Below are 24,634 nucleotides of genomic sequence, written 5' to 3' on the forward strand. Positions count from 1 at the left end.
GAACGATCGATGAACGAACAGGAAACACTGTTATCCATAAAAAATCTGAAAACATATTTTGTCAATGAGGACCAGGTATTAAAGGCCGTGGACGATGTGAGCTTTGACGTGAAACGGGGGGAGACCCTCGGCATTGTCGGCGAGAGCGGATGCGGAAAAAGCATCAGCTGCATGTCCATACTGAAACTGGTGCAGAGCCCCAATGTGCGGTATGAGGGCGGAGAAATTCTGTTTGAAGGCAAAAATACGCTGAAGATGACGGAAAAGGAGCTTAGAAAGCTTCGCGGAAAAGAAATTTCCGTCATATTCCAGGAGCCGATGACGGCGTTAAACCCGCTGTATACGGTGGGTGACCAGATGATGGAGGCTCTTAAGATACATAAGAAGCTAAGCACGAAAAATGCCAGGGAAAAATGTGTGGAATACCTGGAAAAGGTGAAGATACCGATGCCTAAGGAGATGCTGAACCGCTATCCGTTCAGCCTGTCCGGCGGCATGAGACAGAGGGTTATGATCGCGATGGCCCTGATTACCAATCCCAAGCTGATCATCGCGGATGAGCCGACCACTGCGCTGGACGTTACGATTCAGGCACAGATACTGGATCTGATGAACGCGTTGAAGGATGTGACCGGCAGCTCCTGCATCTTTATTACCCATGATCTGGGCGTGATCAGTGAGATGGCGGACCGTGTGGTGGTGATGTACGGCGGAAAAGTATGTGAAGTGGCTGATACGGATGTGCTGTTTGAACATGCAATGCATCCCTATACCCAGGGCCTGATTCACTCCAGGCCCACATCGGATTATGACGGAGACCGTCTGCAGGTGATACCGGGAAACGTGCCATCCTTAAACGATAAGCCTGCGGGCTGTCCGTTCCATCCCCGCTGCCCGTATGCCAGCAAGCAGTGCGGGGAAGCGTTTCCGCCGGAGAGAGTATATCCTGACGGGCACAGGGTTTCCTGCTGGAAATACTGCAATGCTTCGGAGGTGCAATGATGGAAAACATAATGGAAGTACAGCACTTGAAAAAATATTTTCCGGTGAAGGGCGGATTCGTCAGCCATACGCTCGGTTATGTGCAGGCTGTGGATGATATAAGCTTTACCATTAAGAAAGGCCGGGTGCTGGGTCTGGTGGGAGAGAGCGGCTGCGGCAAGTCCACAGTTGGCAGAACCATACTGGGACTGACGCCGGCTACGGAAGGAAAGATACTGTTTGAAGGTGAGGATATCGCCGGCGCCAAAGGTGAGAAGCAGCATGAGATCCGCCGGAAGATGCAGATCGTATTTCAGGACCCGTATTCTTCGCTGGATCCGCGGATGACGGTATACGATCTGATCAGCGAAGGCATGGTCGCGCAGAAGATGGTCGATGGAAGGGCGGATCTGGAAGAAAAGGTGAACGAGCTGATGCTGAAATGCGGACTCTTTCCGGAACAGGCCAACCGCTACCCGCATCAGTTCTCCGGAGGGCAGAGGCAGAGAATCAGCATTGCCAGAGCCCTGGCAACCCGGCCGGAGTTCGTTGTCTGCGATGAGGCGGTATCGGCGCTGGACGTATCCATACAGGCCCAGATCATAAACCTGTTAAAGGACATGCAGGAAGAGATGGGGCTCACCTATCTGTTCATTTCCCATGATTTGAGCATCGTGCGTTTTATCAGCGACGATGTGGCGGTCATGTATCTGGGACAGATTGTGGAGATGGGAACCAAGGCGCAGATCTTTGACCATCCGGCGCATCCCTATACACAGGCCCTGCTGTCGGCCGCGCCCGCATTTACCAAAAAGGAAAAGCGGGAGAAAAAGAGGATACTGCTGGAGGGAGACCTGCCCACTCCCTATAATCCGCCGAAGGGCTGCCGCTTTGCCGGGCGCTGCCCATATGCGAAGCCGGAGTGCCAAGAAGTACAGGAACTGACAGAACTGGAAGACGGTCATATGGTGATGTGCCGCCGCGCGCAGGAGGAAGCACGCAGAAAAGGAGAACGGATATGATAGTAACTGCAGACAGAGTGATCACAGGGGACGGTGTAACGGTGATTGAAAACGGCAGTGTGGTTTTAGAAGGACAGAAGATCCTGGCCGTGGGACCCACCGCGCAGTTGAAGGAACGATATCCAGGTGAAGAGGAGACAGTCTATGAGGGCTGCACCCTGATGCCGGGTATGATTGATCTGCATACCCATATCGGATATTATTACGGAAGGCCCCAGGAGAGAGAATTTGAAGAGAACCCGATGCTTCACGCCTATTTCGTGCAGAAACGCATGGAAGAGACGCTTAAGGCCGGCGTGACCACGATCCGCGATGTATCCAGCGCAAACGGGATCGGCGTAACACTGAAGAAAGCCGCGTCATACGGTTATATCAAGGCTCCGAGGATTCTGACCAGCCTTCAGGGAATCTGCATGACCGGCGGACACGGTTACAATATGAAAGGCGCCGTCATAGAGGCTGACGGGGTGGAAGAGGTGAGAAAGGCGGTCCGCAGAGATATACGCGACGGTGCCGACTGCATTAAAATACTCACCAGTGAGGCATACCGCGGGGAAGAGTTCTCAAAGGAAGAGATCCAGGCTGCCGTAAAGGAAGCCCATCGGTTCGGGAAACGGATCGCGGCCCATGCAGGCTACGGCACGTCCATCGGTGACTGCATCGATGCCGGGTGCGATACCATCGAACACGGTACGCATCTGACCGTCATGCAGGCGGAACAGATGAAGGCGGCGGATCAGACCTGGGTGCCCACCATCTATGTGTTTAACGCCGCATACAATGCCGTGTGCCAGGTTGGCTGTGAGGATGAACTGCTCAATGATAACAGGGCTTACCTTAAAGATACGGTGGATACATACCGGGAGAATTTTGAGACACTTTACCGCACCGGCGTGCGTGTCGCAACGGGTACGGATACGGACTGCCTCAATGTAGATGAGGCATCCCCTGTGGCAGGCGAATGTGCGTTCTTTGTGGAATACGGCATGCCGCCGGTTCGGGCGATTGAATGCGCTACGGCAAACGGGGCATATGCTCTGGGGCTGGGGGACACCCTTGGCCAGCTGAAAGAAAACTATACGGCGGATATGATCGCAGTGAAAGGCAATCCGGCCGAGGACATCACGGCGCTTTGCCATGTGGAAGCCGTATATCAGGCAGGGCGGCAGACTGGCTTTCGGCAGCCATGAATCTGAACCAGCTGGTCTATGCCAGCGAGATCAACCGGCTGGGATCCTTCAGCAGGGCGGCTCAGACTCTCTTTATCTCGCAGTCCGCGCTAAGCAAGTCCATTCATGCCTTGGAGATGGAGCTTGGGCAGGAAATCTTTATCCGCACAACAGACGGCGTTACAATCACCGATTTTGGGAAAATGTTTCTGGCAGAAGCGGAAAAAGCGCTGCAGCATATAACAAAGATTAAAAACATGGCCATGCTGTCCCAGAATGAGTCCGGGGCCGGTCCGTTAAAATTCAGCGCTTCCTGCGGTCAGATGCTGTTTGCCGGCGAGATTTTTGCCGGGCTTCTGTACCGTTTCCTCGATGTGGATACGGATTTCCGTTTTCGCCAGAGGAGTTACTCTGAAGTATATACGGATGTGAAGGACGGCGTGAGCGACGTGGGCGTATTGATGACCCTCAATACCTATACGGAGGATGCCTGCCAGATGTTTGAACGAAACGGGCTGGAATACCATACGCTGGGACGCTTGAATGTGGGCGTGGCGCTTCATAAGAACAATCCGGTGGCCAAGTCCGGCATCACGCGGCTGAAAAAGGGAATGCTGTCGGATCAGATGCTGATCATGATTGAAGAGACGCTGGATCCTTTCTCCAGAGAGCGGAAGGAGATTGAAGCTGCATTTGGCAGTCCGCGCACAGTATATGTGGCGGACAATGACACGGCTCTCAATTTAAGCGGCCAGGTTCCTGCTTTTTTCTGCGTTGCGCAGAGCAATAAAATCTACAGCAAGCTGAATATGTCCCTGACCATGCAGATATATCCTTATCAGAATGTGAATCTGAAGTATGAGTTTGGGTGGATTAAGCTTAAGAAAACGGAGCTCACAACGGTGGAGAAACTGTTTGTGGGCGAGATCACCAGACTGTTTCGTTAAACTATAACAAGCGGCTGAAAAGGCCGCCGACCATGAAAAGGCCATCGCAGGGCTGTTAAGCGATGGCCTTTGTCTGTGTACGGAGAATCCCGCGAGCGGGATTCTTTTTTAGAAAGAAATATCCAGTCCGAATCCGGGCTGATCAAGCAGAGTGAAGCGGTCGTTCACTCTGGTGAATCCGCCGTTCATGCCGGTCTGCTCATCCTCATAGAAGAGGAAACTGTCACAGTCGGCCTCGGTGATATTTTTCTTGGAAGCCACCAGGCTGACGCCTGCGGTGGTGGCCAGCTTGGTCTCCATCATGCAGCCCACCATGCAGGTGACGCCGTAAGCTTCGGCGATGGAGTTGATCTGGCTTGCGCGGAAGAGGCCGCCGCACTTCATCAGCTTGATATTCAGTATATCCGCACAGCCGTACTTGCAGGCTCTGGCGGCATCGATGTGATTGTGAATGGACTCATCCAGCATCACTTTGATGCCGTTTACTTTGCTTCTTATGTAGGCGGAACCGTCAAAATCCCAATGAGGAAGGCACTGCTCCACAGCCTCGATGCCATACTGACGAAATTCTGTCAGAGCATAGACCGCATCGGCCACATCGTATCCCTGATTGGCATCTACGCGCAGGCGGATATCGGGGCCTACCGCTTCACGGATCAGCTTCATGGCCCGGACATCTTCCTTCACATTGATGCCGGCCTTGATCTTTAAGATATGGAAGCCGTCTTCCTCCACATGTCTCTTTGCTTCCGCCGCCATCTTCTCCGGAGCGTTGATGCCGATCGTGATATCGTTCTGAACGCTGTTAGAATAGCCGCCCAGCACCTTATAGACGGGCTGTCCCATCAGTTTTCCCTTGATGTCATACATGGCCAGGTCCACCGCACATTTTGCGGAGCCGTTGCCCAGGATGCAGCCGTCCATCAGGCTGTGGATGGCTTCGATATCCAGAGGGTCCATACCGATTAAGCCGGGCTTTAACATATTGAGCACACTGACCACGCTGTCAGAAGTTTCACCGGTTACGAATGCGATCGGAGCCGCTTCGCCGTAGCCGTCAATTCCCATATCCGTGGATACCTTAATCAGAATATTTTCCGAATAGCTGATTTCTGCGAATGCTACGCGGAAGGGCTCTGTCAGGTTGATCCGCACCTTTTCTATTTTGATGTCTGTGATCTTCATTGATTTTCCCACCTGTCCTTCTTGATATTCGTGCCGCGGCAGCCGGAAAGAACCGCCGGGTATATAATGATATTATACTATTAAAGAGAAAGGCCGGCTATTGATTTTTTTTCATGATGGTCATTCCGCGCGGCCTGCACTGCTGCAATTTAAAGCAGCCGCGCGTATAAATGCCTGAAAGATGGCGGCGGAATCCGCGTCATGCTTCCACAGCCCCTCCGGATGCCACTGCACGCCCAGTATAAACTTTTTGCCCGGCATGCTGATGGCCTCGATCAGTCTGTCCTGCGCATATGCGTCAGCCTGAAAACCTTTCCCCAGCGCGCGGACGGCCTGGTGGTGGTGGCTGTTGACCGCTATCCTGTCTTTCTTTAGGATATCCCAAAGCAGGGTGCCTGCCTGCGGGCAGATATGGTGGGATGCGACACTGCTTTTGGATGCCTGGCTGTGCTGCTGGGTGGTGGAATACTGGGAGCAAATGTCCTGGTAGATATCCCCTCCCATGGCGATATTCATCACCTGGATGCCGCGGCAGATCCCCAGCACTGGTTTGTCAGCCTTTACAAGCTCAGGAAACAGCCGCAGTTCCAGATCGTCCCGCAGAGAAGATACGGCGCCGCATCCGGCTCGGGTCTCTTCACCGAAGATCAGAGGGTTTACATCTGGGCCGCCGGTGAACAGAAAACCGTCAAAGAGTCCTGCGACAGCTTGCAGTTCCTCATCCGACAGCGTTAACGGAAGTATGACGGGGGTGCCCCCGGCCGCGCTCACTGCATCCGTATAGGTGGGATTCATCCGAAGAAAATCGCCCTCCAGATCATAGGATGGTGTGAGGGCTATGATTGGTTTTTTCATATAAGTTTGCCTCCTTGGGATCTGAATCAGTCTGATGATATGGAAACTGCCGCACAGGAAATCAAGATGATCACACGGTGCGGCAGTGCCTTAATTAAATCCGTACAGTTTCTGTGCCAGCATATACCCCCAGCTCACGATCCGGCGCCCAGCCTTTCCGGGCAGATGCAGCGCGATTCCCAGAGGTGAATGCATGAATTTTTTGTAGACCGCAGGATTCTTCTTTTTCAGATAGTTCCATACAGCGTCCTTCTTTACCAGATTCTCCTCCAGGCCGGAGCGGATGCAGAGCACTGAGGAGATGGTGGTAATGATGTTGAGATAGCTTAACATATAGTGGTCCAGCTTGTCGGAGCCAATGTCCCCGGCGGACTGCGTATAGCAGTCGATCATCAGCCGGTTGACCTTTAACTGCTGATCTATGCGGGAGATCATAACCTTTTCGTTAACGGATTGGTCCTCTCTGCCGATAAAATAGTGGTAGAAGTCCACATCCAGATAATACATGTTTTTCACATAAGGAAACGGCTGGAATACGAAAATATTATCCACATAAAAAGTATGTTTGGGAAGCTGCAGCCCGCAGTCGCGCAACAGCTGTGTGCGGTAGATCACGGAATGCATGAGGATGTATTTGCCGATGGGGAACTTATGGATCTCATCCCAGGTAAACAGGCGTCCTGCCGGCAGCAGCCTGCGGTACTGCATTACCATCTTATTGGTAACGCCCTGTTTATCGTATACATAGTTGGAGAGCAGCATATCCAGCTCCCAGCCCTCATTTATGCTGTCGCGCATCACATCCAGAAGGCGCAGATAAGCGTCTTCATCCACCCAGTCGTCGCTGTCCACCACTTTGAAATAAACCCCGGACGCATTTGCGAGACCGGTATTCACCGCACCGCCGTGGCCGGCATTTTCCTGATGAATCGCACGGACGATGGAGGGATAGTTTTCTGCATAGCTGTCGGCTATTTTTGCGGTATTGTCCTTTGCGGAGCCGTCATCGACGATCAGGATTTCCACTTCCTCCCCTCCGGCAAGCAGAGACTGGATGCAGTGCTCCATATAGTCTGCGGAATTGTAACACGGAATCGCTACGGATAGTAATTTCACAATCTTCCTCCTATAATATATGACATCATGTTATTTATATGCTGCCACCGACCGTCAGATCGATGAGCGCTATATGCCTATGTTAGCCATTATATAGCTTTTGGCAGGGGCTTTCAAGGCGGCAATTCTTAAATATTTTTGACTTTCAGCTGCAACTGTGTGAGGTATTCCGCCCGGTTGCCGGTGGTATGGATGTCCACCCAGACAAGCTCCAGCAGATCCCCATCCGCTTTTAGGCGGGCTTCTTCCAGATAAGAGAGCAGCAGAGGGATGCATCTGGCGTTGCCATCCGTGTAATCCCCCCGGTATGCGATTGCCAGATAATTGCCCTCCGGCAGCAGCTCATCGCCGTCGGGATGCATGGCGAATACGCTGTGATAGTGATGCAGGTGATGGTTCCGGACATTTTCCATCGTGATCATGGAGCCGATCTGCCGGTTTCCGATGAAATAAAAAGTACCGGGATGCGCTTCCTGCAGCCTGCGCACCAGAAAATCCATATCCGCGTCCCTGGAAAAGGGTTCGTGCAGGCAGAAACAGGGGCGCGCAGGCATACGCAGCATCTGTACCTGATCCAGGGGCAGCGTCTTCGCGTCGCGGAAGGTGGTGAGGCGCCTGGTTACGCTGTCTCTGCAGTCCTTAAGAAATGCTTCCTGACGGCGGATATATTCGAGCTCTTTTTCCAGTATTTCTATGGTGCTGTCCACATTCCTGTTTTTGAAATAGGCGGCGATGTCCTCCATCGGGAAATCCAGCTGCCGCAATTCCCGGATCACATTGAGCTTCCAGGTATCGGAGGTGGTATAGAGCCTGTATCCGTTATCCGCTCTTTGCGGAGTGAGGATGCCAAGCTCCTCATAATAGCGGATGGTATGGGGGGATAGATGATAGAGCGCGGCGATCTCGCCGATGGAGTAGAATTCTTTCATTTTCAACCTTTCTTCTCTGGAAGGTCAGAGTATTGCTGCTTTATCGGCAGCCGTGAATAGAAATCATCAAACGGGACATCAAATAAAAAAGACTTGACTTTACCACCATGGTAAGGTTTAAAATGATAAATGTCAAGAGGAAAAGTTTTTCCAGTGCGTTTTTTGGCGCCGCAGCGTAAGAACCGCTGCGGGATCCATGATTGTGTTCATTTGAAAAAGCGTAGTGGAAAGGCTTCGAATGGAGGGAAAGCATTATGAAGCAAAGTAAAAGTTTAAAAAAAGATCTGATACGTTATGTGATTCCCACGGTGATGTCACTGTGGGTGTTCACCCTGTATTCCATGGTGGACGGTATTTTCGTGGCCCGCGGTGCCGGTGAGCTGGCATTGGCCTCGGTAAATATCTCCATACCGTATATTAATTTTATCTTCGCCCTGTCGCTGATTTTTTCAGTGGGGGCTTCCACGATGATTTCCATCTCCTTCGGGCGTGGGGATAAGGAGAAGGCTAACCGTATATTTTCTATGAATACCATAGTGTTAGTCATTGCGGCGGTCACTATGGCGGTCCTGTCGCTGATCTTACTGCCGCAGCTGGCGAATTTTCTGGGAGCTACCGATGCCACCAGGGGCATGGTGATGGAGTATCTGCGTTATATCCTGCTTTTTTCGCCCTGTTATATTATTTCCTACTCATTTGAGATACTGGTAAAGGTGGATGGCTATCCGCAGCTGGCCACCAAAACCGTGATCTTAGGCGCGCTGACCAACTGTGTGCTGGATTACCTGTTCGTAATCGTGTGGAAACAGGGGGTGGCCGGCGCAGCCATCGCTACGGGGCTGTCACAAATGCTGACGGTGCTGGTTTACCTGAAGCATTTTCTTGGTAAGAAGTCAAAGCTGTCTTTTGTAAAGTGCAGACCCAGGCTGTCCGTATATAGGAGCATGATTCCCCTGGGACTTTCCGACGGTTTTACGGAACTGTCCAGCGGAATCGTGATCTTTATGTTTAACCATGTGGTGCTTTCCGTAGCCGGTGACCAGGGAGTGGCCTGCTATACCATCGCCGCTTATGTCAACTCCCTTGTGGTGATGACCATGGTGGGCGTATCCCAGGGCATGCAGCCACTGGTCGGCTTTCATTATGGCAAAGAGGACAGGAAGGCCTGCCGCAGCCTGTACCGCTATGCTTTGATCGCAGTGCTGCTTTTATCCGCAGCGTCCTTTGCGGTGGTGAATCTGTTTGCGGGAGGAATCGTGTCCCTGTTTCTGGAGGAGGGAAGCAGCCAGATCTTTGCAGAAGCCGTGGGGGCGGTGAAATTGTTCTCGTTCTCATTCCTTGTGGTGGGATACAACGTGGTAACCGCGGGTTACTATGCGGCTACGGAGCGGCCGACCCAGTCCCTGATCATATCCGTGGGCAGAGGCCTGGTGCTTTTGGCGGCCAGCCTGTTTCCGATGGCATATTTCTTCGGCATCAACGGGATCTGGCTCGCGACGCTGGTATCGGAAAGCGCCTGCCTGCTGCTGGTATTTGCGGTTGGCAGGGTCAGCAGCAGAAGAAAAAATTTAAGAAACGCTCAAAACACTATTCCCCTGTCCCAAAACTCATGATAGAATAGAGAATGATTAGTGTGCTGTTAGACTATTACGTAAGCGTGTCAGTACACTGGAAGCCCGAGGGCGGGATTCTTTATATTTATGGGAGGGAAAAAGTATGCTGTATGGAGCATTGGAAGCGGGCGGCACGAAGATGGTGTGTGCGGTCGGCAAAGAAGACGGAACAATATTGGAGCAGGTATCCATTCCAACCACCACTCCGGAAGAGACGCTGCCCAAGATTATCGAGTATTTTAAGGACAAGGATATCGCGTCACTCGGTGTGGCTGCGTTCGGTCCGGTGGATGTCAATCCGACTTCCGAAACTTACGGATATATCCTGGATACACCGAAACTGCCATGGAGGAATTATAACCTGCTGGGAGCCCTTCGGGAGGGTCTGCATCTTCCTATGGGACTGGATACCGATGTGAACGGGTCCTGCCTGGGGGAGATGACCTTTGGGTGTGCCAGGGGACTCGACAATGTGCTGTACCTTACTTTCGGCACGGGCGTCGGCGCCGGCATAGCCATCGGCGGACAGCTGCTGCATGGCATGCTGCATCCGGAGGCGGGGCATATACTCATGCCAAGACATCCGGAGGATACTTATGAGGGTAAGTGCCCCTATCATAAGACCTGTCTGGAAGGCATGGCCGCAGGCCCCGCGATTGAAGCGCGCTGGGGGGATAAGGCTAAAAATCTGGCGGACCGTGACGAGGTATGGGAGATGGAGAGCTGGTATATCGCTCAGGCCCTTGTCAACTATATACTGACACTTTCTCCCAGAAAGATCATACTGGGCGGCGGCGTCATGCATCAGGAACAGCTGTTTCCTCTGATCCGCAGCAAGGTGACGGAATTTTTGAACGGCTACCTGAATACGAAGGAGTTAAAGGATATGGACAGTTACATCGTTCCCAGCAGCCTGCACGACGATCAGGGGATTATGGGATGCGTGGAGCTGGCTAAGAGGGCACTGACGGTTTCTGCCTGAAAATTGAATGATAGGGTTGAGTTTATCGGCTGCCGAACAGCTTTTTGATTTTTGCTGTTCGGCAGCCGTGAATGGTTTTTAATGTGTTACTATTTACAATTGCCGTAAACGTCCCGCGCATAGCGGGGCAGAGTATAGTCCCCATAGGGACGCGCTCTCGCTCCGTGAAGCGCTGCTTTACCGCCAACCGTGAATAGCAACACATCCGATGAATCCGATGAAAATTTACTGCGGATAATTCAAAATGTGCGGATAATTCAAAATGCCGCTTGCCGTATAAACAAAAGTATGATAACATAAGTTCCATCAGTACAATAAGATTTTTCATTTCTTTTCAGGAGCATTCTCCTGGACCGCGCGGCAGTTTCGGCCGCTTGATTCCCATTTAATTTGCAGCGATACAAGGGATTATTCTGCTCTTTTGGAGCCTTTTTCCCTGTATTAAGGCGCTCATCATGCGCAAAAAACTTCGGCCTTTGGCGGATGAAATTGGGAGGATTGATAATGATAAAAATATAGGTAGTGAATCAGCAGTTTTATCGGCTGCCCCTTGCTTCGCGCTCACAATTCATGTAAAATAAAGGAGAGATAACAGATGACTACAGTAAACAGAAAGTACAAAGACCGGTTATTCCGCATGGTATTCAGCAGCGGGGAGGCGCTGCTTGCGCTTTATAACGCCGTTTCCGGAAACAGCTGCACGGATCCGGATGAAATTGAGATTGTCACGCTGGACGATGTGATCTACATGGGCATGAAAAACGATGCCGCTTTTCTGATTGATGACATATTAAACCTGTATGAGCACCAGAGCACTAAAAATCCCAACATGCCTCTTCGGGGAGTGCTGTATATGGCCAATGAATACCGCCGGTATCTTGAAGAGTACAGGCTGAATATTTACGGCAGCAGCCTGATCCGGTTGCCGCTGCCGCAGTACTATGTCTTTTACAACGGGCGCGAAGAGGAACCGGACCGAACGGAACTTAAGATCTCGGATGCCTATTCGAAGAAATATTCGCAGCTTACGCCGTGTCTGGAATTTAAGGCTGTGATGCTCAATATCAATATTGGGCACAATCAGGAGTTGATGGAACACTGCCAAAAACTGAAAGAATATGCACAGTTTGTCGGAGAAGTGAGAAAGAGACTCGATAGGGGAGCGCGTTTGGAAGAAGCGGCAGATGAAGCCATAACCCATTGCATCAAAGAGGGGATTCTCGCGGAATTTCTGATCGCCCATAGAGCGGAGGTGAATGAAGTGATTCTTACTGAATATGATGAACAGTTTCATATAGCCAGTGAAAAGGAGCTTAGCAGACAAGAGGGATTAGAGCAGGGATTAAATCAAGGGTTAGAGCAAGGAATAAAGGCTCTGATCGAAGCCTATGCAGAGTTAGGTATTCCGAGGAACAAAATAGTTGCAAAGCTGGAAGAAAAATTTTCACTTTCACAGGAAGCGTCTGAAGAGTATGTGGAAAAGTGGTTTTTGCCGGCCAAGTAACTTATAAAGGGCTCAGACTGATCTCGTGAGGGTATCAGCCTGGGCTCGTATTTTTCCAGGGTATCAGCACCATGCTGAAATGCAAATGCTCTATTGGGATTTTGCTGCTTAATGCCTTGCACAGAATTGTTAGCATGATTTAATGCTGTAATCCAGTAGGAGACTTGACATATTTAGATGATCTAGGTATAATATACTTAGATCATCTAAATATATAAGCTTGGAGGAGAGATATGTATAAAGAGGTTACTAATAATATGACTGCTCTTCTGGTAATGAGCATTATTGCGAAGGAAGATTTGTACGGATATGAAATTATAAAACGCCTGTCTGAGAAAAGTGAAAATGTTTTTGAGTTTAAAGAAGGAACGCTATATCCGGTGTTATACAAATTAGAACAACAGGGATTTGTAGGCAGTTATGAAAAAGTGGCTGAAAATGGGAAGAAAAGAAAATATTACAGCTTGTTAAAGAAGGGCAGAAAGGAACTGGAGTCCCAAAAATCAAAGTGGCTGACTTATGAAAACGCGGTTAAAAGGATTGTGGAGGGCTAGTGCATGAGCAAATATTCAGAAGCAGATGATTATATTGAACAGGTTTGTTCATATATTAAATTCCCTTTGATCAGGAAGAAAGCGGCAAATGAATTAATGAATCATATCGATGACAAAGTATTTGAATATGTACATTTGGGAGTGGACAGTAAGGAAGCAGGCTTGCGTGCAATAGAAGAGATGGGGGCTCCTGAAGATGTGGGCAGGTCAATAAATAATTTGTATTCGCCCAAAATTAATAAGATATTTATTGCAGCAATCATAGTAATGTTAACTGTGGGCTTAGTTTTAAGATGCTATATGGATGTGATTAATCATGAATTGGCAGATTCCTTTTTTGTAAATAGTATTCAGTATGTTGTATGTATTGTGATTTTGCTGGCGATCACCTTTTCGAGATTCAGCTATGCGAAAGGTATAATAAGAGCAAATTCAAGTATGTATTTTGTCATTATGTTGACAGCGGTAGCATATCCCTTACTAAGAATGGCCGGTTCAGACTGGTGGCACCTGGGCAGAAATAGAAGTATTCTATTTTGCGGTATACTTCTGTCAGCTGTGCTGTGTTCTGTGTTGATATGGGGCAGCAAACGCGATGCGCCAACAATTCTTATGTAAATATATATACAGATGGTTACGGTAATGTACCAGAAGAGTTTGACACAGAAGGAGATCCGTCTGTTTTATTGATAAAAGATAACAATGAGATTGTACGGTCATTAATTGAAAACGCAAATTGGGTGGGGCAGTCAAAATATATCAGAAGCAAAGAGCAGCTTAACAATATATTGCCGCAGTATTATCAGAGTGATTTTATATGGGCTTTTTTAATAGTGAAATGGGGGATACTGCCGACTTGTATTGTAATTGTTGTGTTATTTGCAGTGTATATTGAACTGTTAAAGTGTGTGCATGGAGAGCGTAATTCTTTTGGAAAATATGTTGCCATTGGATGTATGCTTGGTTTATTTATGCAATGTATAGTTTATACTTTTGCTAATTTGGGCTATGGTTATGGCTTATCTGTCAGTTATCCGTTTATTTCCGATGGGCATATCAGTATGATCATGAATACAATACTTGCAGGAATCATAAGTAATGTTTTGCGCAATAATCGGCTTATGGTTGAAGAACCTTTTTTCTTAAGTAGAAGCCATTGTATGGAATAATAAAAACAATATAAATATGTAGGATTTATATGGAAAGATACAAAAGAATAATTGCTTTCTATGTTTACTTTTTTGTATGAACACAATTAATGCGTTTATCCTACAGTATATGGAGATACAGAAAGAACCGGCAATCAGTTAACGCTGTGAAATGGGTAGATTTACTGTCTGAATGAGCTGCGGAACAAGCTCATTGCAGAGGGCATATATACATGCCATGGCCTTTTACATTCTCCACAGAGGTGGCTTGAGTGCGTAAAGCAGATTGATGATTTCGCTGGCAGTGATTTCCGTACCGCCTGCTGCAGTCACACCGATTTCTGCGCCGCCGGTCTCAGCAAAGAGGCCCAGAGGCTTGCCGTTACCGTCACCGAAGGTAAGCTCGCCGCCTTCCTAAATCCGCGCTGCTGCAGGCTTGGCACCGGCGATGTTAATCTTGTGCTGGCCGCTGGTAGTGATGACATTGGCAAGACCACGGAAGATGTTCTCCTCAGTCAACACATCGATAAGACGGGAATCGTACTCTTCAGGCACAAGGTAGCCGCCGTTCTCATCGATACCTTCAGAAAGGACATCGGAGGCATAGGTATTGGCGTCCTCATCGGAGAGCAGACCGTCCTTGTCACGCTTGGTTTCCACAAAGGCCTTTGCAGCCTCCCATGCCTTGTTAGGCTTTTCTCTGAGTTCCAAAATAGTCATAATAAATTACCTCCAATTTTTGACAAAATTGAGTCTATCCATCAGGGAGCCGGCTTTGACTTTGGTTTCTGTCTGTGTGGGTCTGGCTTTGATCTTGCACTTGGCAGCGTTTTTATCCATGAGGGAATTAAGCACTGCTGTGCGGGAGAACATCATGCTGACCTGCGGCACCGGCACTTCGTCGGTAGAGGCAGAGCGCTGCATCAGCTCATCGGCGAAGCCAAGCTTGATGGCTTTGTTGGCATCCATCCAAGTTTACGCATCCATGAGATGGGAGAGCTTGGCACGGGAGAGGCCGGTCTTGATTTCGTAAGCATTCAGAATCGAATCCTTCACGCTGTCCAGCATGTCGATAGCTTTCTGCATTTCCGCAGAGTTACCGAAGGCAACGGTTATGGGGTTATGAATCATCAGCATAGAAACCGGAGATACCAGCACCTTGGTACCGGCCATAGCGATAACAGATGCCGCAGACGCTGCGATACCGTCTACCTTGACGGCCACATTGCCCTTGTAATCCATCAGCATGTTGTAAATCTGCGCTGCTGCAATGCAGTCGCCGCCGGGAGAGTTAATCCAAACAGTAATGTCACCAGAGCCGGAGTTCAGCTCATCCTTGAAAATCTGTGGAGTGACATCATCGTCAAACCAGCTTTCCACGGCGATTGTTCCGTTGAGGAACAGCGTTCTCTCCGTCACCGTCTCCAGAGTCTCCTGATTGGTCACCGTCTGGGTCTTTCAGTTCCAGAACTTCTTCGGCAGGGATACGGTCTAAGTTCTCAAGTTCACGGATGTCGTTTGCACTCATTCAGCCGTTCTGTCTGCCGATAGCGTTTTTCGCCATCGAAATGGGACTGTAGCCAACAAGACCGTCAAAGCCGAGGCCCGGAATATGTGCCTTCAATCTGTGAGGACAGCAGGGCTTCCTTACGGACATACACGGAAACAAATAAGGAAACGCTTGGTATGCGGGATGCAATGCTTTCCAAAATCGTTGGATGAGCGGTGGGCAAACGAGATGTACGCGCGGTGTCACCAGCGAGGGGAAAATCCTTGCGGCAGATCCAGCCAGTCACAGACGAAGTGAACAGGAGTGGGGCTTGTCCCTGATTATGGATGAAGCACGGAAAGGTGCAGCCGCAGGCGGCCCTTTCTGGGCGATTGGGAATTGAACGATTGTGATGGAAAAAGGGATGGATAAGTGATATACTCTAAGACAAACTGGAAGTTGTAGAGCTGAACAGACAAAAAAGAAATGGGGACGACAGCCTATTGTGAAAACAGGCGAGACAACTCATTGTAAAAGGATTTTGACAGGTAATAATACATATGACAAAGCCATTTGATAGACGAAAGGCTTTCTCCTCCGTAAAATAAAAAGCACAACAAAGGCGGTGACAAACAATGGATATTGGAAAACGAATACAGGAAGCAAGATTAAACGCGAAGCTCACACAGGAAAATGCGGCGGAAGCTCTGGGCGTGAGTAGACAGACAATTTCAAATTGGGAAAACGAAAAGACCTACCCGGATATTGTCAGCGTTGTTAAAATGAGCGACCTGTATTCCGTTAGTCTTGACCGCCTGCTAAAGGAGGAAAAGTCTATGTCAAATTATTTGGAGTATCTCGATGAAAGCACAAATGTGGTAAAAAGCAAAAACAAGCTGGCAAAGCTCATACTGATTATTTCGTATCTTGCAATATGGGCGTTTGCGTTAATTACTTTTTGGTTTTTTTCCGACCCCTCCGACGCAATGGGGTACGGCGTCATGTTTTTGTGGGTGCTTATCCCGATAACTACTTTCGTTCTTTCTTTACTCATAGGGAAAAACGACTATTGGGGCAAGCTGAAATGGATCTCCGCCGTCGTATTTGGTGTGATGTATATGCTCGCCGAATATGCGACCTTCAGCGCGGCTAATATGAAAACTTTCGGAAATATCAATGCGCCAGAATGGGGCATGATTTTAGGCGGGTGTATCGTGTCCGCTGTCGGGCTGGCAATCGGCATCGGGATTAAGCAAATTACACAACGCAAAAAAGCAGAAAGCAACGGTAAATAAACGCTGTTGAAAAAGACAAATCCCGAGTTGGCGGGATGAAAGAAATGAAAAGTTGCCTATTTGACTCGATAAGTCGGAAGTTATGAGGATAAGAAATGATTGTTTTAATTACAGGAGCATCACATACAGGCAAAACAGTACTTGCTCAAAAATTACTCGAAAAATATAAATATCCCTATTTTTCAATAGACCATTTGAAAATGGGTTTCATTCGTAGTGGCTATACCAAGCTTACACCCGAAGATGACGATGAGCTTACAGAGTATCTGTGGCCTATTGTTCGTGAAATGATTAAGACCGCCATAGAGAATAAGCAAAACCTTATTATTGAAGGGTGTTATATCCCTTTTGATTGGGCAAATGCTTTTGCAAAAGAATATCTTGATAATATCAAATACTACTGCCTTGTGATGAGCGAAAGATATATTAAGAATAATTTTGATAGTATAAAAAAATATGCAAGTGCCGTAGAAAATCGTTTAGATGATGAATGTTGTACGATGGAAAGCGTTTTAAAAGATAATGCTCATTTTTTTACAAGTGCAAAAAAACATAATGTAAATATCGTATTTATTGATGATAGTTATGAGATAGATATTGATTTATGATAAACAGTAAAAAATAATTACATCGTTAATTATTGTATTGCTGCCGGGAACCGGCGTGATTTATACAATTTCAACCGGAATTGTGCAAGGAAAGAAAGTGTGATTGCTGTGATTGGCTGTACAGCGGGACTGATGGAAATTCTTTTGATATTTACTATAAAAGATAGATAATATGACATACATTGTCATGTTTTTATTGTTATCCTTATTCTTGTAAACAACATTACAAGAGTTTAGGAGGAATGTAAAATGAATTACGAAATCGTAGAGGTTAAACAAAAAATCGTTGTAGGTTATACCGGAAGAACTAGTAACACCAGTGCAGATATGTAAAGCGTAATAGGTGGGCTATGGGAAAAGCTATATTCGCCAAAGTCTGCAGCTGCAATTCACGGTAGGACAAACGAATATGCAATTGGTCTATATTCTAATTATGAAGATGATAAGTATGATGCAACGGCTCTGTATCTGCATTGAGCATGACCCCAATCGTGGATTGCAACGGTGGAATTTCCCTTTTAAGTCGTTAGAAATTGCAAAATTGTATTTGCGTACTGCTGATTATAGTATGAAAAAGCCATGTGGTATTTATGAGCTGAAAAGTGAAAATGACAGATTTGGCTCCGTTGATTGTGCAATACATAGGAAAAATATTTTTTATCCGCCGCTGACAAACACAAAATCTGCGAGGCCCCTTCCTGTTCCAAAAGAATTTATGGCTGATCCCCAAAAGGTCGGAATCGGATTTTTTGAATGAAGATGAGGATGCTTATACTGTTTTCTATACTTGCGATATATGGAATGCTGATAGTAAGAAAGAAAACAGGCAGTGCATGGGGATGTGTGTTTGCGTTTTGCTTTATCTGGAACGCTATGTAAATGCAGGGCTTGAAGAATTAAAAAAATGAATTTAAGAAGGTGAACAGTTTCCGATATGGTGAATTGAGAAAGAGGTCTGAAATGAAATCGATTGGATTATTTAAGGCAATGGCTTTGACATGGAAAGCCGATAAAATGACTGCCGACGAGCGTACTGCGCTGCAGCAGAAACGCCTGTATGAGTTAATTTTATATGCGAAAGAAAACAGCCCTTATTTTTCAAAATTATATGAGGGAATCAATCTTGCAGCTCCGCTGTCCTCTTTTCCTGTTACAAACAAAAAAGAAATGATGGCACATTTTGATGAATGGCTGACAGACAATAACGTATCAAGGAAACAGGTTGAGTATTTCATGTCCGACCTGTCAAATGACGGGACAAAATTAAATGGAAAATACTTAGTCTATACTACATCGGGATCAACAGGAACTCCCTGCATTGTCCTTTATGATGATACTGCTATCAATGTTTCTTCGGCTATCGGCGTTTTGCGAAGCTTTGCCCGCAAATCAGATATGAAGAAATTTATGCAAAGCGGTGGAAAAACAATTGCTCTATTTGCGGATAATGGGTTTTATCTGGGCTGCGGCTCCGTAAAATACAATCTCATGGAATAGAGCGTTTCCAGATTATACAGCATAGTAACAATCAATTAGAATTGCGTCTGACAGCGAATAATAGGAGGCAGGTATTTGGGGAAGCAAAGCAGGCTGTTGAAAACTATTTATTCAAAAACAGTGTAACTGCCGAAGTGTATTTATCGGACGACTTACCGCAAGCAAATCCGATCAGCTGCAAGTATAAGCATATCATATCAAAAAAATGAGGTAATGCCAAGGATCAACGGACACAGTTCTGCGATGCTTCGCAGAAATGCCATCAATGTCCGCTTTATTGCAGTCGATGATGAATACGACAACCTATGGAGATACAGAAAAAACCGCTTGACATTTTGCCCGCAATTTAGTATAGTAACGTCATAAATCAGAGATTGAAACCGATGAATAAGAATAGTACATATCCGGAAGTATTGTTTACAGAGAGCCCTAAGCGGTGGGATCAGGGCAGCAGTCAGGGTGTGGAATGGACTTATGAGGGCAGGGAGAACGATGCGGGAGCATTCAGTAATACCTGACGGGGACTTCACCCGTTACCAGGGAAGTGCATATGGATGTATGCAGTGAGAGTGAGCGCAATGCGCTAAGCCGGGTGGTACCGCAAAAGTGATCGACAGACTTTTGTCCCAGTAATGGGATGGAGGTCTGTTTTTTTATTCAATAGGAAAATACGACCTATTGAACAAAAATGCTTAGCAAGGATCGCACTGCAGGAAGGCATTATGTCGCTAAAGCGACCTGCCAGCGGGATTCATATACATTTCATTGAAACAATCTCAATTAAAAGTAAAGGAGAGTACAATTATGACAAAGATTCCGCACAGACTTTATTTGACAGAGGAGCAGATGCCGAAGCAGTGGTACAATTTGAGGGCGGATATGAAGGAACAGCCGGACCCGATGTTAAACCCTGCCACGTTTCAGCCGGCCACGGAAGAAGAACTCTATCCGGTATTCTGTGAAAAACTGGCTCATCAGGAGATGGACGGTGCCACAAGATATGTGGATATACCTGAAGAAATCCAGGAATTTTATAAGATGTACCGCCCGTCACCGCTGATCAGGGCTTACAATCTGGAGAAAGCGCTGGATACGCCGGCGAAAATCTATTATAAATTCGAAGGAAACAATACTTCCGGCAGCCATAAGCTCAATTCCGCAATCGCACAGGCATATTACGCTAAGGAGCAGGGCTTAAAGGGTCTGACCACGGAGACCGGAGCCGGCCAGTGGGGAACGGCGCTGGCGGAAGCGTGCGCATATTATCATCTGCCCCTGACCGTATATATGGTGAAATGCTCTTACGAGCAGAAACCCTTCCGCAAGGCGATTATAGAAACCTTTGATGCGGACATCGTGCCTAGCCCCAGCATGACCACCAATGCCGGCCGTGCGATCCTGGCGGAGCATCCGGATACCAGCGGCAGCCTGGGATGCGCCATATCTGAGGCTGTGGAAAAGGCTGTGAGTACCCCCGGCTATAAATATGTGCTGGGTTCCGTGCTGAACCAGGTGCTGCTGCATCAGTCCGTGATCGGCCTGGAATCCAAGACAGCGATGGAAATCCTTGGCGAGTATCCGGATATCGTGATCGGATGCGCAGGCGGCGGCTCCAATCTGGGCGGTCTGATTGCACCGTTTATGCAGGATAAGCTGACCGGTAAAGCCGATCCGAGGATTGTAGCGGTGGAACCGGCATCCTGTCCTTCCCTCACCAGAGGACGTTACGCTTACGATTACTGTGATACGGGTAAAGTAACGCCGCTTGCCAGAATGTATACGCTGGGCTGCGGATTCATTCCATCCGCAAACCATGCGGGCGGCCTGCGCTATCATGGAATGTCCCCGATCCTTTCCAAACTGTATCATGACGGTTACATGGAAGCTGTTTCAGTGGAACAGACCAAAGTATTTGAAGCGGCAATCATGTTCGCAAAGCAGGAAACCATTCTGCCCGCGCCGGAATCCGCCCATGCGATCCGCGCGGCGGTGGATGAAGCGCTGAAGTGCAAAGAGAGCGGCGAGGCCAAGACGATTCTGTTCGGCTTGACAGGAACCGGCTATTTTGATATGAATGCTTATTCCTCCTATCTTGCAGGAAGCATGAGCGACTATATCCCCACGGATGAGGAGCTGGCCGTCGGATTTGCAGGCCTTCCTAAGATTCCGGGCATTCAGGAATAAATGAATAAAGGATAAGGACAAAACACTGCGGTCAGGATCTTTAGGGGTCCTGACCGTTTTATTTTTGTAAATCTGCTTGCAATAATATTATCAAAGTGATAATATTATCATAATGATAATGAAAGGGGCGAAAGAGGAAGAAAAGAGTTCAGCAAGCTGAAATTTTGGATGCCTCACCGACAAATGAAAGATAGTTTAATGGAATGCCTGATAAACCCTATTAAATGCAGAATTATCCTCCAGGTTCAGGAACTTGAGGAGGCGACGGCGAAGCAGCTGGCCGTGAAACTGCCGGATATCCCCCAGGCGACGCTGTACCGGTATCTGAACCGCCTGTTGAAGGATGGAGCGCTTGAAATCGTGCGCGAAAATCAGGTGAGGGGCGTGGCGGAAAAGGTATATGTGATCGCAGAGTCCGTGATCCTGGATGCGGGAGAAGTGCTGACAGAACGCTCCGGAAAGCTGTATATGCAGATGTTCATGCAGTATATGATGGGTTTTCTGAAAGAATTTCAGGAGTATACGGACAGAGGAGATATTGATATCCTGCATGACGGCACAGGATTCTCTGTGGTGCCGGTATATGCAACCCTGAAGGAACTGGAGGATGCGATGACGGAAATTGGGGGAATATTAAAAAAACTGCACAGCAATCCCCCTTCATCAGAGAGAAGTCTGCACAGCATCGGTACCATTATAACTCCACCTAAAACATGCGCGGATCCGCGCGGAAAAGAGGTTTAAAATGTCAGAAAACATATTGGAAATAAGGAGTTTTACAAAAATTTATTCCGGAGGGAAACGGGCGGTGGATCAGCTTAATCTGGATGTGAGGAAGGGTGAGATCCACGGATTTATCGGCCACAACGGTGCGGGGAAAACTACGACGATCCGGGCGTTAGCAGGCGTGCTGGAATTTGAAGAGGGGGAGATATTGATTGCCGGGCATTCCATACAGAAAGAGCCCGTCTTGTGCAAGTCCATGATGGCTTACATACCGGACAACCCGGATCTGTATGACTATCTGACCGGCATTCAGTATTTAAATTATATCGGAGACATGTTCGGCGTGCCTGCAAAGGAACGGAAGGAAGAGATAGAGAAATATGGGGATCTCCTGTCGCTTACTAAGGAACTGGGAGGGCTGATCGGTTCCTACTCCCATGGCATGAAGCAGAAGCTGGCATTGATTTCCGCATTTATGCATCATCCGCGCCTGCTGGTGCTGGATGAACCCTTTGTGGGACTGGATCCTGAAGCGTCTTTTCATTTGAAAGAGATGATGAAGGAACTGTGCGCCGGAGGGGGAGCGATCTTCTTTTCCACCCACGTGCTGGAAGTGGCGGAAAAGCTCTGTGACCGTATTTCCATCATTAAGGCCGGCAAGCTCATTGCCAGCGGAAAAACCGATGAGGTGCGCGGAAACAGCAGCCTGGAAGAAGTATTTCTGGAGGTGACGGAGCATGATTCATAAATGTCTTCTGTTAGTACGGCTGCAGCTTTTGGGCTTTTTCGGGATCAACCGTCTAAGATACGGGGGAAGCCGGCAGGAAAAGAGAAAGATGGGTTTTTTAGCTGTGGGCGTGGTGTTTGTGATTCTCGTAATGATTTCCTACAGCTGTATGATCGCGGCGGGATGCGCGATGATAGGGATGGCGTCGGTGCTGCCGGCGCTGATGCTGGCGGTCAGTTCTGTCGTAACCTTTATCTTCACTTTTATGAAGTGCAATGGCGTGTTGTTTGGGATGAAGGACTATGATATGGTCATGTCACTGCCGGTGAGCAGCACAGCGGTTATTGTAAGCCGCCTGCTGTCCATGTATGTCATGAATTTTTTATTTGGCTGTCTCGTTCTGGTGCCGTCCATGGTGGCCTATGGAGTGACGGTGAACGGATCGGCCGTATCGGTATTTGTCATGTGCGTATGCCTCGTGCTTTCGCCGTTGCTGCCCATGGTGCTGGCCATGCTTTTGGGTGCGGTGATCACGGCCGTCTCCGTCAGATTCGGCCACAGTAATGTTCTGGTCATCCTTCTAAGCGTTGCGGCCATCCTGGCCATTTTGGCGGGCTCCATGAAGCTGGACCAGGCCGATGACGCGCAGCTTATATCCCTAGCCATAGCTGCAGAGCAAACTGTGCGCAGGATCTGGATTCCGGCCGGCTGGGTCGCCGCAGCCTTAAATGAGGGGAGCCTTCTGCAGTTCGGCCTGTTCTTACTTACATCCGTGGCCGGGACTGCCCTGTTTGTGGCGCTGCTGGCCCGCTTCTACACAAAGATTAACACAGCCATATTTTCACACCGGGCGGCGGCTTCCTATAAAGTCGGACAGATGCGCTGCCGGGGACAGCTGAAAGCTCTTTACCTTAGGGAACTGAAGCATCTGGTTTCCTGCAGCATTTATCTGCTGAATTCCTGCATAATGGCCGTGCTGCTGGTGGCGGCCTGCGCGGCGCTGCTGTTTGTGAATCCGGTGCAGCGGGTGGCGGAAGCGGGCATGGGCCAATACCTGGATCTGATCATAACAGCCGCACCGTTTGCAGTCGCCCTGATTGCCGGCATGACATCGACCACCGCGGTCTCCATGTCCGTGGAAGGAAAGTACCGGTGGCTCCTGTTTTCCTGTCCGATCAGAGCGATGGACATTTTTCATGCCAAGATGGCGGTGAATCTGACTGCAATGCTTCCTGCGGTATGGATCAGTGCGGCGCTGCTCATCGTATCGTTGAACCCCGGCCTTGCGGGTGCGGTATGGCTGTTTGTGATTCCGACAGTCTTCGTGCTGTTTTCAACGGTGGCCGGATTGTTCTTCGATCTCAAATATCCAAACTATGACTGGACCAGCGAGTATCAGGCCGTGAAACAGTCGCCGGGAGTCTTGATTACGATGGCGGCAGGGCTGGTCTGTGCGGTGCTTCCCATGGTTCTGCTATATGCTGCGGCAAATTATGCCCAGCTTATTCTGGCGGCGGATGCGGTCCTCATGCTCCTGCTTACCGGCGTCATGTACGGCTGTCTCCGCAGAGTAAGACTGTTTCTTTGAGTGAAGATCCGAACTGTTGTTGCTATTCAAGGTCGCCGATAAAGCAGCGCATAGCGGGACGTTTATGACAGCTATGAATAGTAATGAACAGCTACCAAATCTTTCGTAAAATACAGAAAAGTGCTTGACAAAATCCGACGTCCTGTATATTATGAAAATATTGATAGGATATATAAGATCAAAAAAATTGACAGATCAGACAAAGGTTGAGATGAAGAGGAGTACATCCACGAGCACCTGAAAGAGAAAGCGGTTCACCGGCTGAGAGACCGCTGCAGGCAGTGAGGATGGAAGTAGCTTCGGAACCGGACCGCTGAACCGGCGTTTTAAGATATTTGCCCGCCGCCAGTAAGTAGCCACGTGCCCCGCGTTAAGGGATAAGAGATGAAACAAAGGTGGTACCGCGCTGATTCGCCCTTTACTTTTCGTGCAGAAGAGTAAAGGGCTTTTTATATCATGGGAAATTGCTCCCATGGGGTCAGATGCGGTGAAGCTGAAATCATTAAGAGATGAGG

General features: G+C 48.4%; 26 protein-coding genes and 2 pseudogenes. 20 read left to right on the plus strand and 8 right to left on the minus strand.

Annotated elements, in window-relative coordinates; translation table 11 throughout:
• Window positions 1-9: 9 nt before the first annotated feature.
• From DWZ56_RS13140 to DWZ56_RS13155, 4 genes are read left to right on the plus strand one after another with little or no spacing between them, the layout of a single operon-like run.
• Window positions 10-1,002, plus strand: a complete 993-nt coding sequence (locus tag DWZ56_RS13140) for an ABC transporter ATP-binding protein (RefSeq protein ID WP_118557080.1) — start codon at window positions 10-12, stop codon at window positions 1,000-1,002.
• Complete coding sequence (locus tag DWZ56_RS13145; RefSeq protein ID WP_158584574.1) at window positions 999-2,003, plus strand: ABC transporter ATP-binding protein; 1,005 nt, start codon at window positions 999-1,001, stop codon at window positions 2,001-2,003. The genes DWZ56_RS13140 and DWZ56_RS13145 overlap by 4 nt, the downstream gene beginning before the upstream one ends.
• Window positions 2,000-3,193: an amidohydrolase family protein gene (locus DWZ56_RS13150; protein WP_118557082.1), complete on the plus strand. Its 1,194-nt coding sequence runs from the start codon at window positions 2,000-2,002 to the stop codon at window positions 3,191-3,193. Before DWZ56_RS13145 ends, DWZ56_RS13150 begins: the two co-directional genes overlap by 4 nt.
• On the plus strand, window positions 3,136-4,119 hold the full coding sequence (locus DWZ56_RS13155) for a LysR family transcriptional regulator (protein ID WP_147369422.1): 984 nt from the start codon (window positions 3,136-3,138) through the stop codon (window positions 4,117-4,119). Before DWZ56_RS13150 ends, DWZ56_RS13155 begins: the two co-directional genes overlap by 58 nt.
• Before the next feature lie 108 nt (window positions 4,120-4,227).
• Here the strand turns inward: DWZ56_RS13155 and DWZ56_RS13160 are convergent, their stop codons facing one another.
• The 4 genes from DWZ56_RS13160 to DWZ56_RS13175 form a co-directional block, all read right to left on the minus strand.
• The gene (locus tag DWZ56_RS13160) at window positions 4,228-5,304 is read right to left on the minus strand and encodes a mandelate racemase/muconate lactonizing enzyme family protein (RefSeq protein WP_118557084.1); all 1,077 of its coding nucleotides are present in this window, start codon (window positions 5,302-5,304) and stop codon (window positions 4,228-4,230) included.
• Window positions 5,305-5,424: 120 nt separating this feature from the next.
• Window positions 5,425-6,159: a gamma-glutamyl-gamma-aminobutyrate hydrolase family protein gene (locus DWZ56_RS13165; RefSeq protein ID WP_118557085.1), complete on the minus strand. Its 735-nt coding sequence runs from the start codon at window positions 6,157-6,159 to the stop codon at window positions 5,425-5,427.
• Window positions 6,160-6,249: 90 nt separating this feature from the next.
• Complete coding sequence (locus DWZ56_RS13170; RefSeq protein WP_118557086.1) at window positions 6,250-7,275, minus strand: glycosyltransferase family 2 protein; 1,026 nt, start codon at window positions 7,273-7,275, stop codon at window positions 6,250-6,252.
• Window positions 7,276-7,403: 128 nt separating this feature from the next.
• On the minus strand, window positions 7,404-8,204 hold the full coding sequence (locus DWZ56_RS13175) for a MerR family transcriptional regulator (RefSeq protein WP_118557087.1): 801 nt from the start codon (window positions 8,202-8,204) through the stop codon (window positions 7,404-7,406).
• A 254-nt stretch (window positions 8,205-8,458) separates the two neighbouring features.
• Here DWZ56_RS13175 and DWZ56_RS13180 point away from each other — a divergent pair, with 254 nt between their 5' ends.
• The 6 genes from DWZ56_RS13180 (at window position 8,459) to DWZ56_RS13205 (ending at window position 14,026) form a co-directional block, all read left to right on the plus strand.
• Window positions 8,459-9,817, plus strand: a complete 1,359-nt coding sequence (locus DWZ56_RS13180; RefSeq protein ID WP_118557088.1) for an MATE family efflux transporter — start codon at window positions 8,459-8,461, stop codon at window positions 9,815-9,817.
• Between the two features lie 103 nt (window positions 9,818-9,920).
• Entirely contained in the window at window positions 9,921-10,799 is an 879-nt protein-coding gene (locus tag DWZ56_RS13185; RefSeq protein ID WP_118557089.1) for an ROK family protein, read from the plus strand.
• Between the two features lie 595 nt (window positions 10,800-11,394).
• Complete coding sequence (locus DWZ56_RS13190; protein ID WP_118557090.1) at window positions 11,395-12,303, plus strand: hypothetical protein; 909 nt, start codon at window positions 11,395-11,397, stop codon at window positions 12,301-12,303.
• A 233-nt stretch (window positions 12,304-12,536) separates the two neighbouring features.
• Window positions 12,537-12,857, plus strand: coding sequence for a PadR family transcriptional regulator (locus DWZ56_RS13195; RefSeq protein WP_118557091.1), 321 nt, complete (start codon window positions 12,537-12,539; stop codon window positions 12,855-12,857).
• Window positions 12,858-12,860: 3 nt separating this feature from the next.
• On the plus strand, window positions 12,861-13,475 hold the full coding sequence (locus DWZ56_RS13200) for a permease prefix domain 1-containing protein (protein WP_118557092.1): 615 nt from the start codon (window positions 12,861-12,863) through the stop codon (window positions 13,473-13,475).
• A gap of 68 nt (window positions 13,476-13,543) precedes the next feature.
• Window positions 13,544-14,026: an FtsW/RodA/SpoVE family cell cycle protein gene (locus DWZ56_RS13205; protein WP_158584575.1), complete on the plus strand. Its 483-nt coding sequence runs from the start codon at window positions 13,544-13,546 to the stop codon at window positions 14,024-14,026.
• 225 nt (window positions 14,027-14,251) lie between these two features.
• Here the strand turns inward: DWZ56_RS13205 and DWZ56_RS23470 are convergent.
• The 4 genes and pseudogenes from DWZ56_RS23470 to DWZ56_RS23665 all read right to left on the minus strand — a co-directional run.
• Window positions 14,252-14,404: pseudogene (locus DWZ56_RS23470) on the minus strand (phage major capsid family protein); the annotation flags it as partial.
• A gap of 15 nt (window positions 14,405-14,419) precedes the next feature.
• Window positions 14,420-14,725 (minus strand): phage major capsid protein, encoded by a 306-nt coding sequence (locus tag DWZ56_RS13210; protein ID WP_330424877.1) that lies wholly within the window; start codon window positions 14,723-14,725, stop codon window positions 14,420-14,422.
• 6 nt (window positions 14,726-14,731) lie between these two features.
• Window positions 14,732-15,424 (minus strand): annotated as a pseudogene (locus tag DWZ56_RS23655) (head maturation protease, ClpP-related).
• A gap of 173 nt (window positions 15,425-15,597) precedes the next feature.
• The gene (locus tag DWZ56_RS23665) at window positions 15,598-15,801 is read right to left on the minus strand and encodes a Fic/DOC family N-terminal domain-containing protein (RefSeq protein WP_158584576.1); all 204 of its coding nucleotides are present in this window, start codon (window positions 15,799-15,801) and stop codon (window positions 15,598-15,600) included.
• A gap of 328 nt (window positions 15,802-16,129) precedes the next feature.
• Here DWZ56_RS23665 and DWZ56_RS13235 point away from each other — a divergent pair, with 328 nt between their 5' ends.
• From DWZ56_RS13235 to DWZ56_RS13275, 10 genes are all read left to right on the plus strand, one after another.
• A complete protein-coding gene (locus DWZ56_RS13235; RefSeq protein WP_118557095.1) occupies window positions 16,130-16,789 on the plus strand; it encodes a helix-turn-helix domain-containing protein in 660 nt (219 codons plus the stop codon).
• Window positions 16,790-16,884: 95 nt separating this feature from the next.
• Window positions 16,885-17,397, plus strand: coding sequence for an adenylate kinase (locus DWZ56_RS13240; protein WP_118557096.1), 513 nt, complete (start codon window positions 16,885-16,887; stop codon window positions 17,395-17,397).
• Between the two features lie 448 nt (window positions 17,398-17,845).
• On the plus strand, window positions 17,846-18,154 hold the full coding sequence (locus DWZ56_RS22980) for a hypothetical protein (RefSeq protein ID WP_147369423.1): 309 nt from the start codon (window positions 17,846-17,848) through the stop codon (window positions 18,152-18,154).
• Entirely contained in the window at window positions 18,147-18,305 is a 159-nt protein-coding gene (locus DWZ56_RS22760) for a hypothetical protein (RefSeq protein ID WP_158584577.1), read from the plus strand. The genes DWZ56_RS22980 and DWZ56_RS22760 overlap by 8 nt, the downstream gene beginning before the upstream one ends.
• A 52-nt stretch (window positions 18,306-18,357) precedes the next feature.
• Window positions 18,358-18,894 (plus strand): hypothetical protein, encoded by a 537-nt coding sequence (locus DWZ56_RS13255; RefSeq protein ID WP_118557098.1) that lies wholly within the window; start codon window positions 18,358-18,360, stop codon window positions 18,892-18,894.
• A gap of 383 nt (window positions 18,895-19,277) precedes the next feature.
• Window positions 19,278-19,412 carry a hypothetical protein gene (locus DWZ56_RS23340; protein WP_279220294.1) on the plus strand — a complete coding sequence of 45 codons (135 nt, stop codon included), beginning with the start codon at window positions 19,278-19,280 and terminating at the stop codon, window positions 19,410-19,412.
• A gap of 286 nt (window positions 19,413-19,698) precedes the next feature.
• The gene (locus DWZ56_RS13260) at window positions 19,699-21,078 is read left to right on the plus strand and encodes a TrpB-like pyridoxal phosphate-dependent enzyme (RefSeq protein ID WP_118557099.1); all 1,380 of its coding nucleotides are present in this window, start codon (window positions 19,699-19,701) and stop codon (window positions 21,076-21,078) included.
• A 183-nt stretch (window positions 21,079-21,261) separates the two neighbouring features.
• A complete protein-coding gene (locus DWZ56_RS13265) occupies window positions 21,262-21,822 on the plus strand; it encodes a helix-turn-helix domain-containing protein (RefSeq protein ID WP_176927262.1) in 561 nt (186 codons plus the stop codon).
• Between the two features lie 13 nt (window positions 21,823-21,835).
• Window positions 21,836-22,552, plus strand: coding sequence for an ABC transporter ATP-binding protein (locus DWZ56_RS13270; protein WP_118557127.1), 717 nt, complete (start codon window positions 21,836-21,838; stop codon window positions 22,550-22,552).
• On the plus strand, window positions 22,542-24,119 hold the full coding sequence (locus DWZ56_RS13275; RefSeq protein WP_118557101.1) for a putative ABC transporter permease subunit: 1,578 nt from the start codon (window positions 22,542-22,544) through the stop codon (window positions 24,117-24,119). Before DWZ56_RS13270 ends, DWZ56_RS13275 begins: the two co-directional genes overlap by 11 nt.
• Window positions 24,120-24,634: the final 515 nt, after the last annotated feature.

Source organism: Lachnotalea sp. AF33-28, from assembly GCF_003477885.1.
Taxonomy (GTDB): Bacteria; Bacillota; Clostridia; order Lachnospirales; family Lachnospiraceae; genus AF33-28.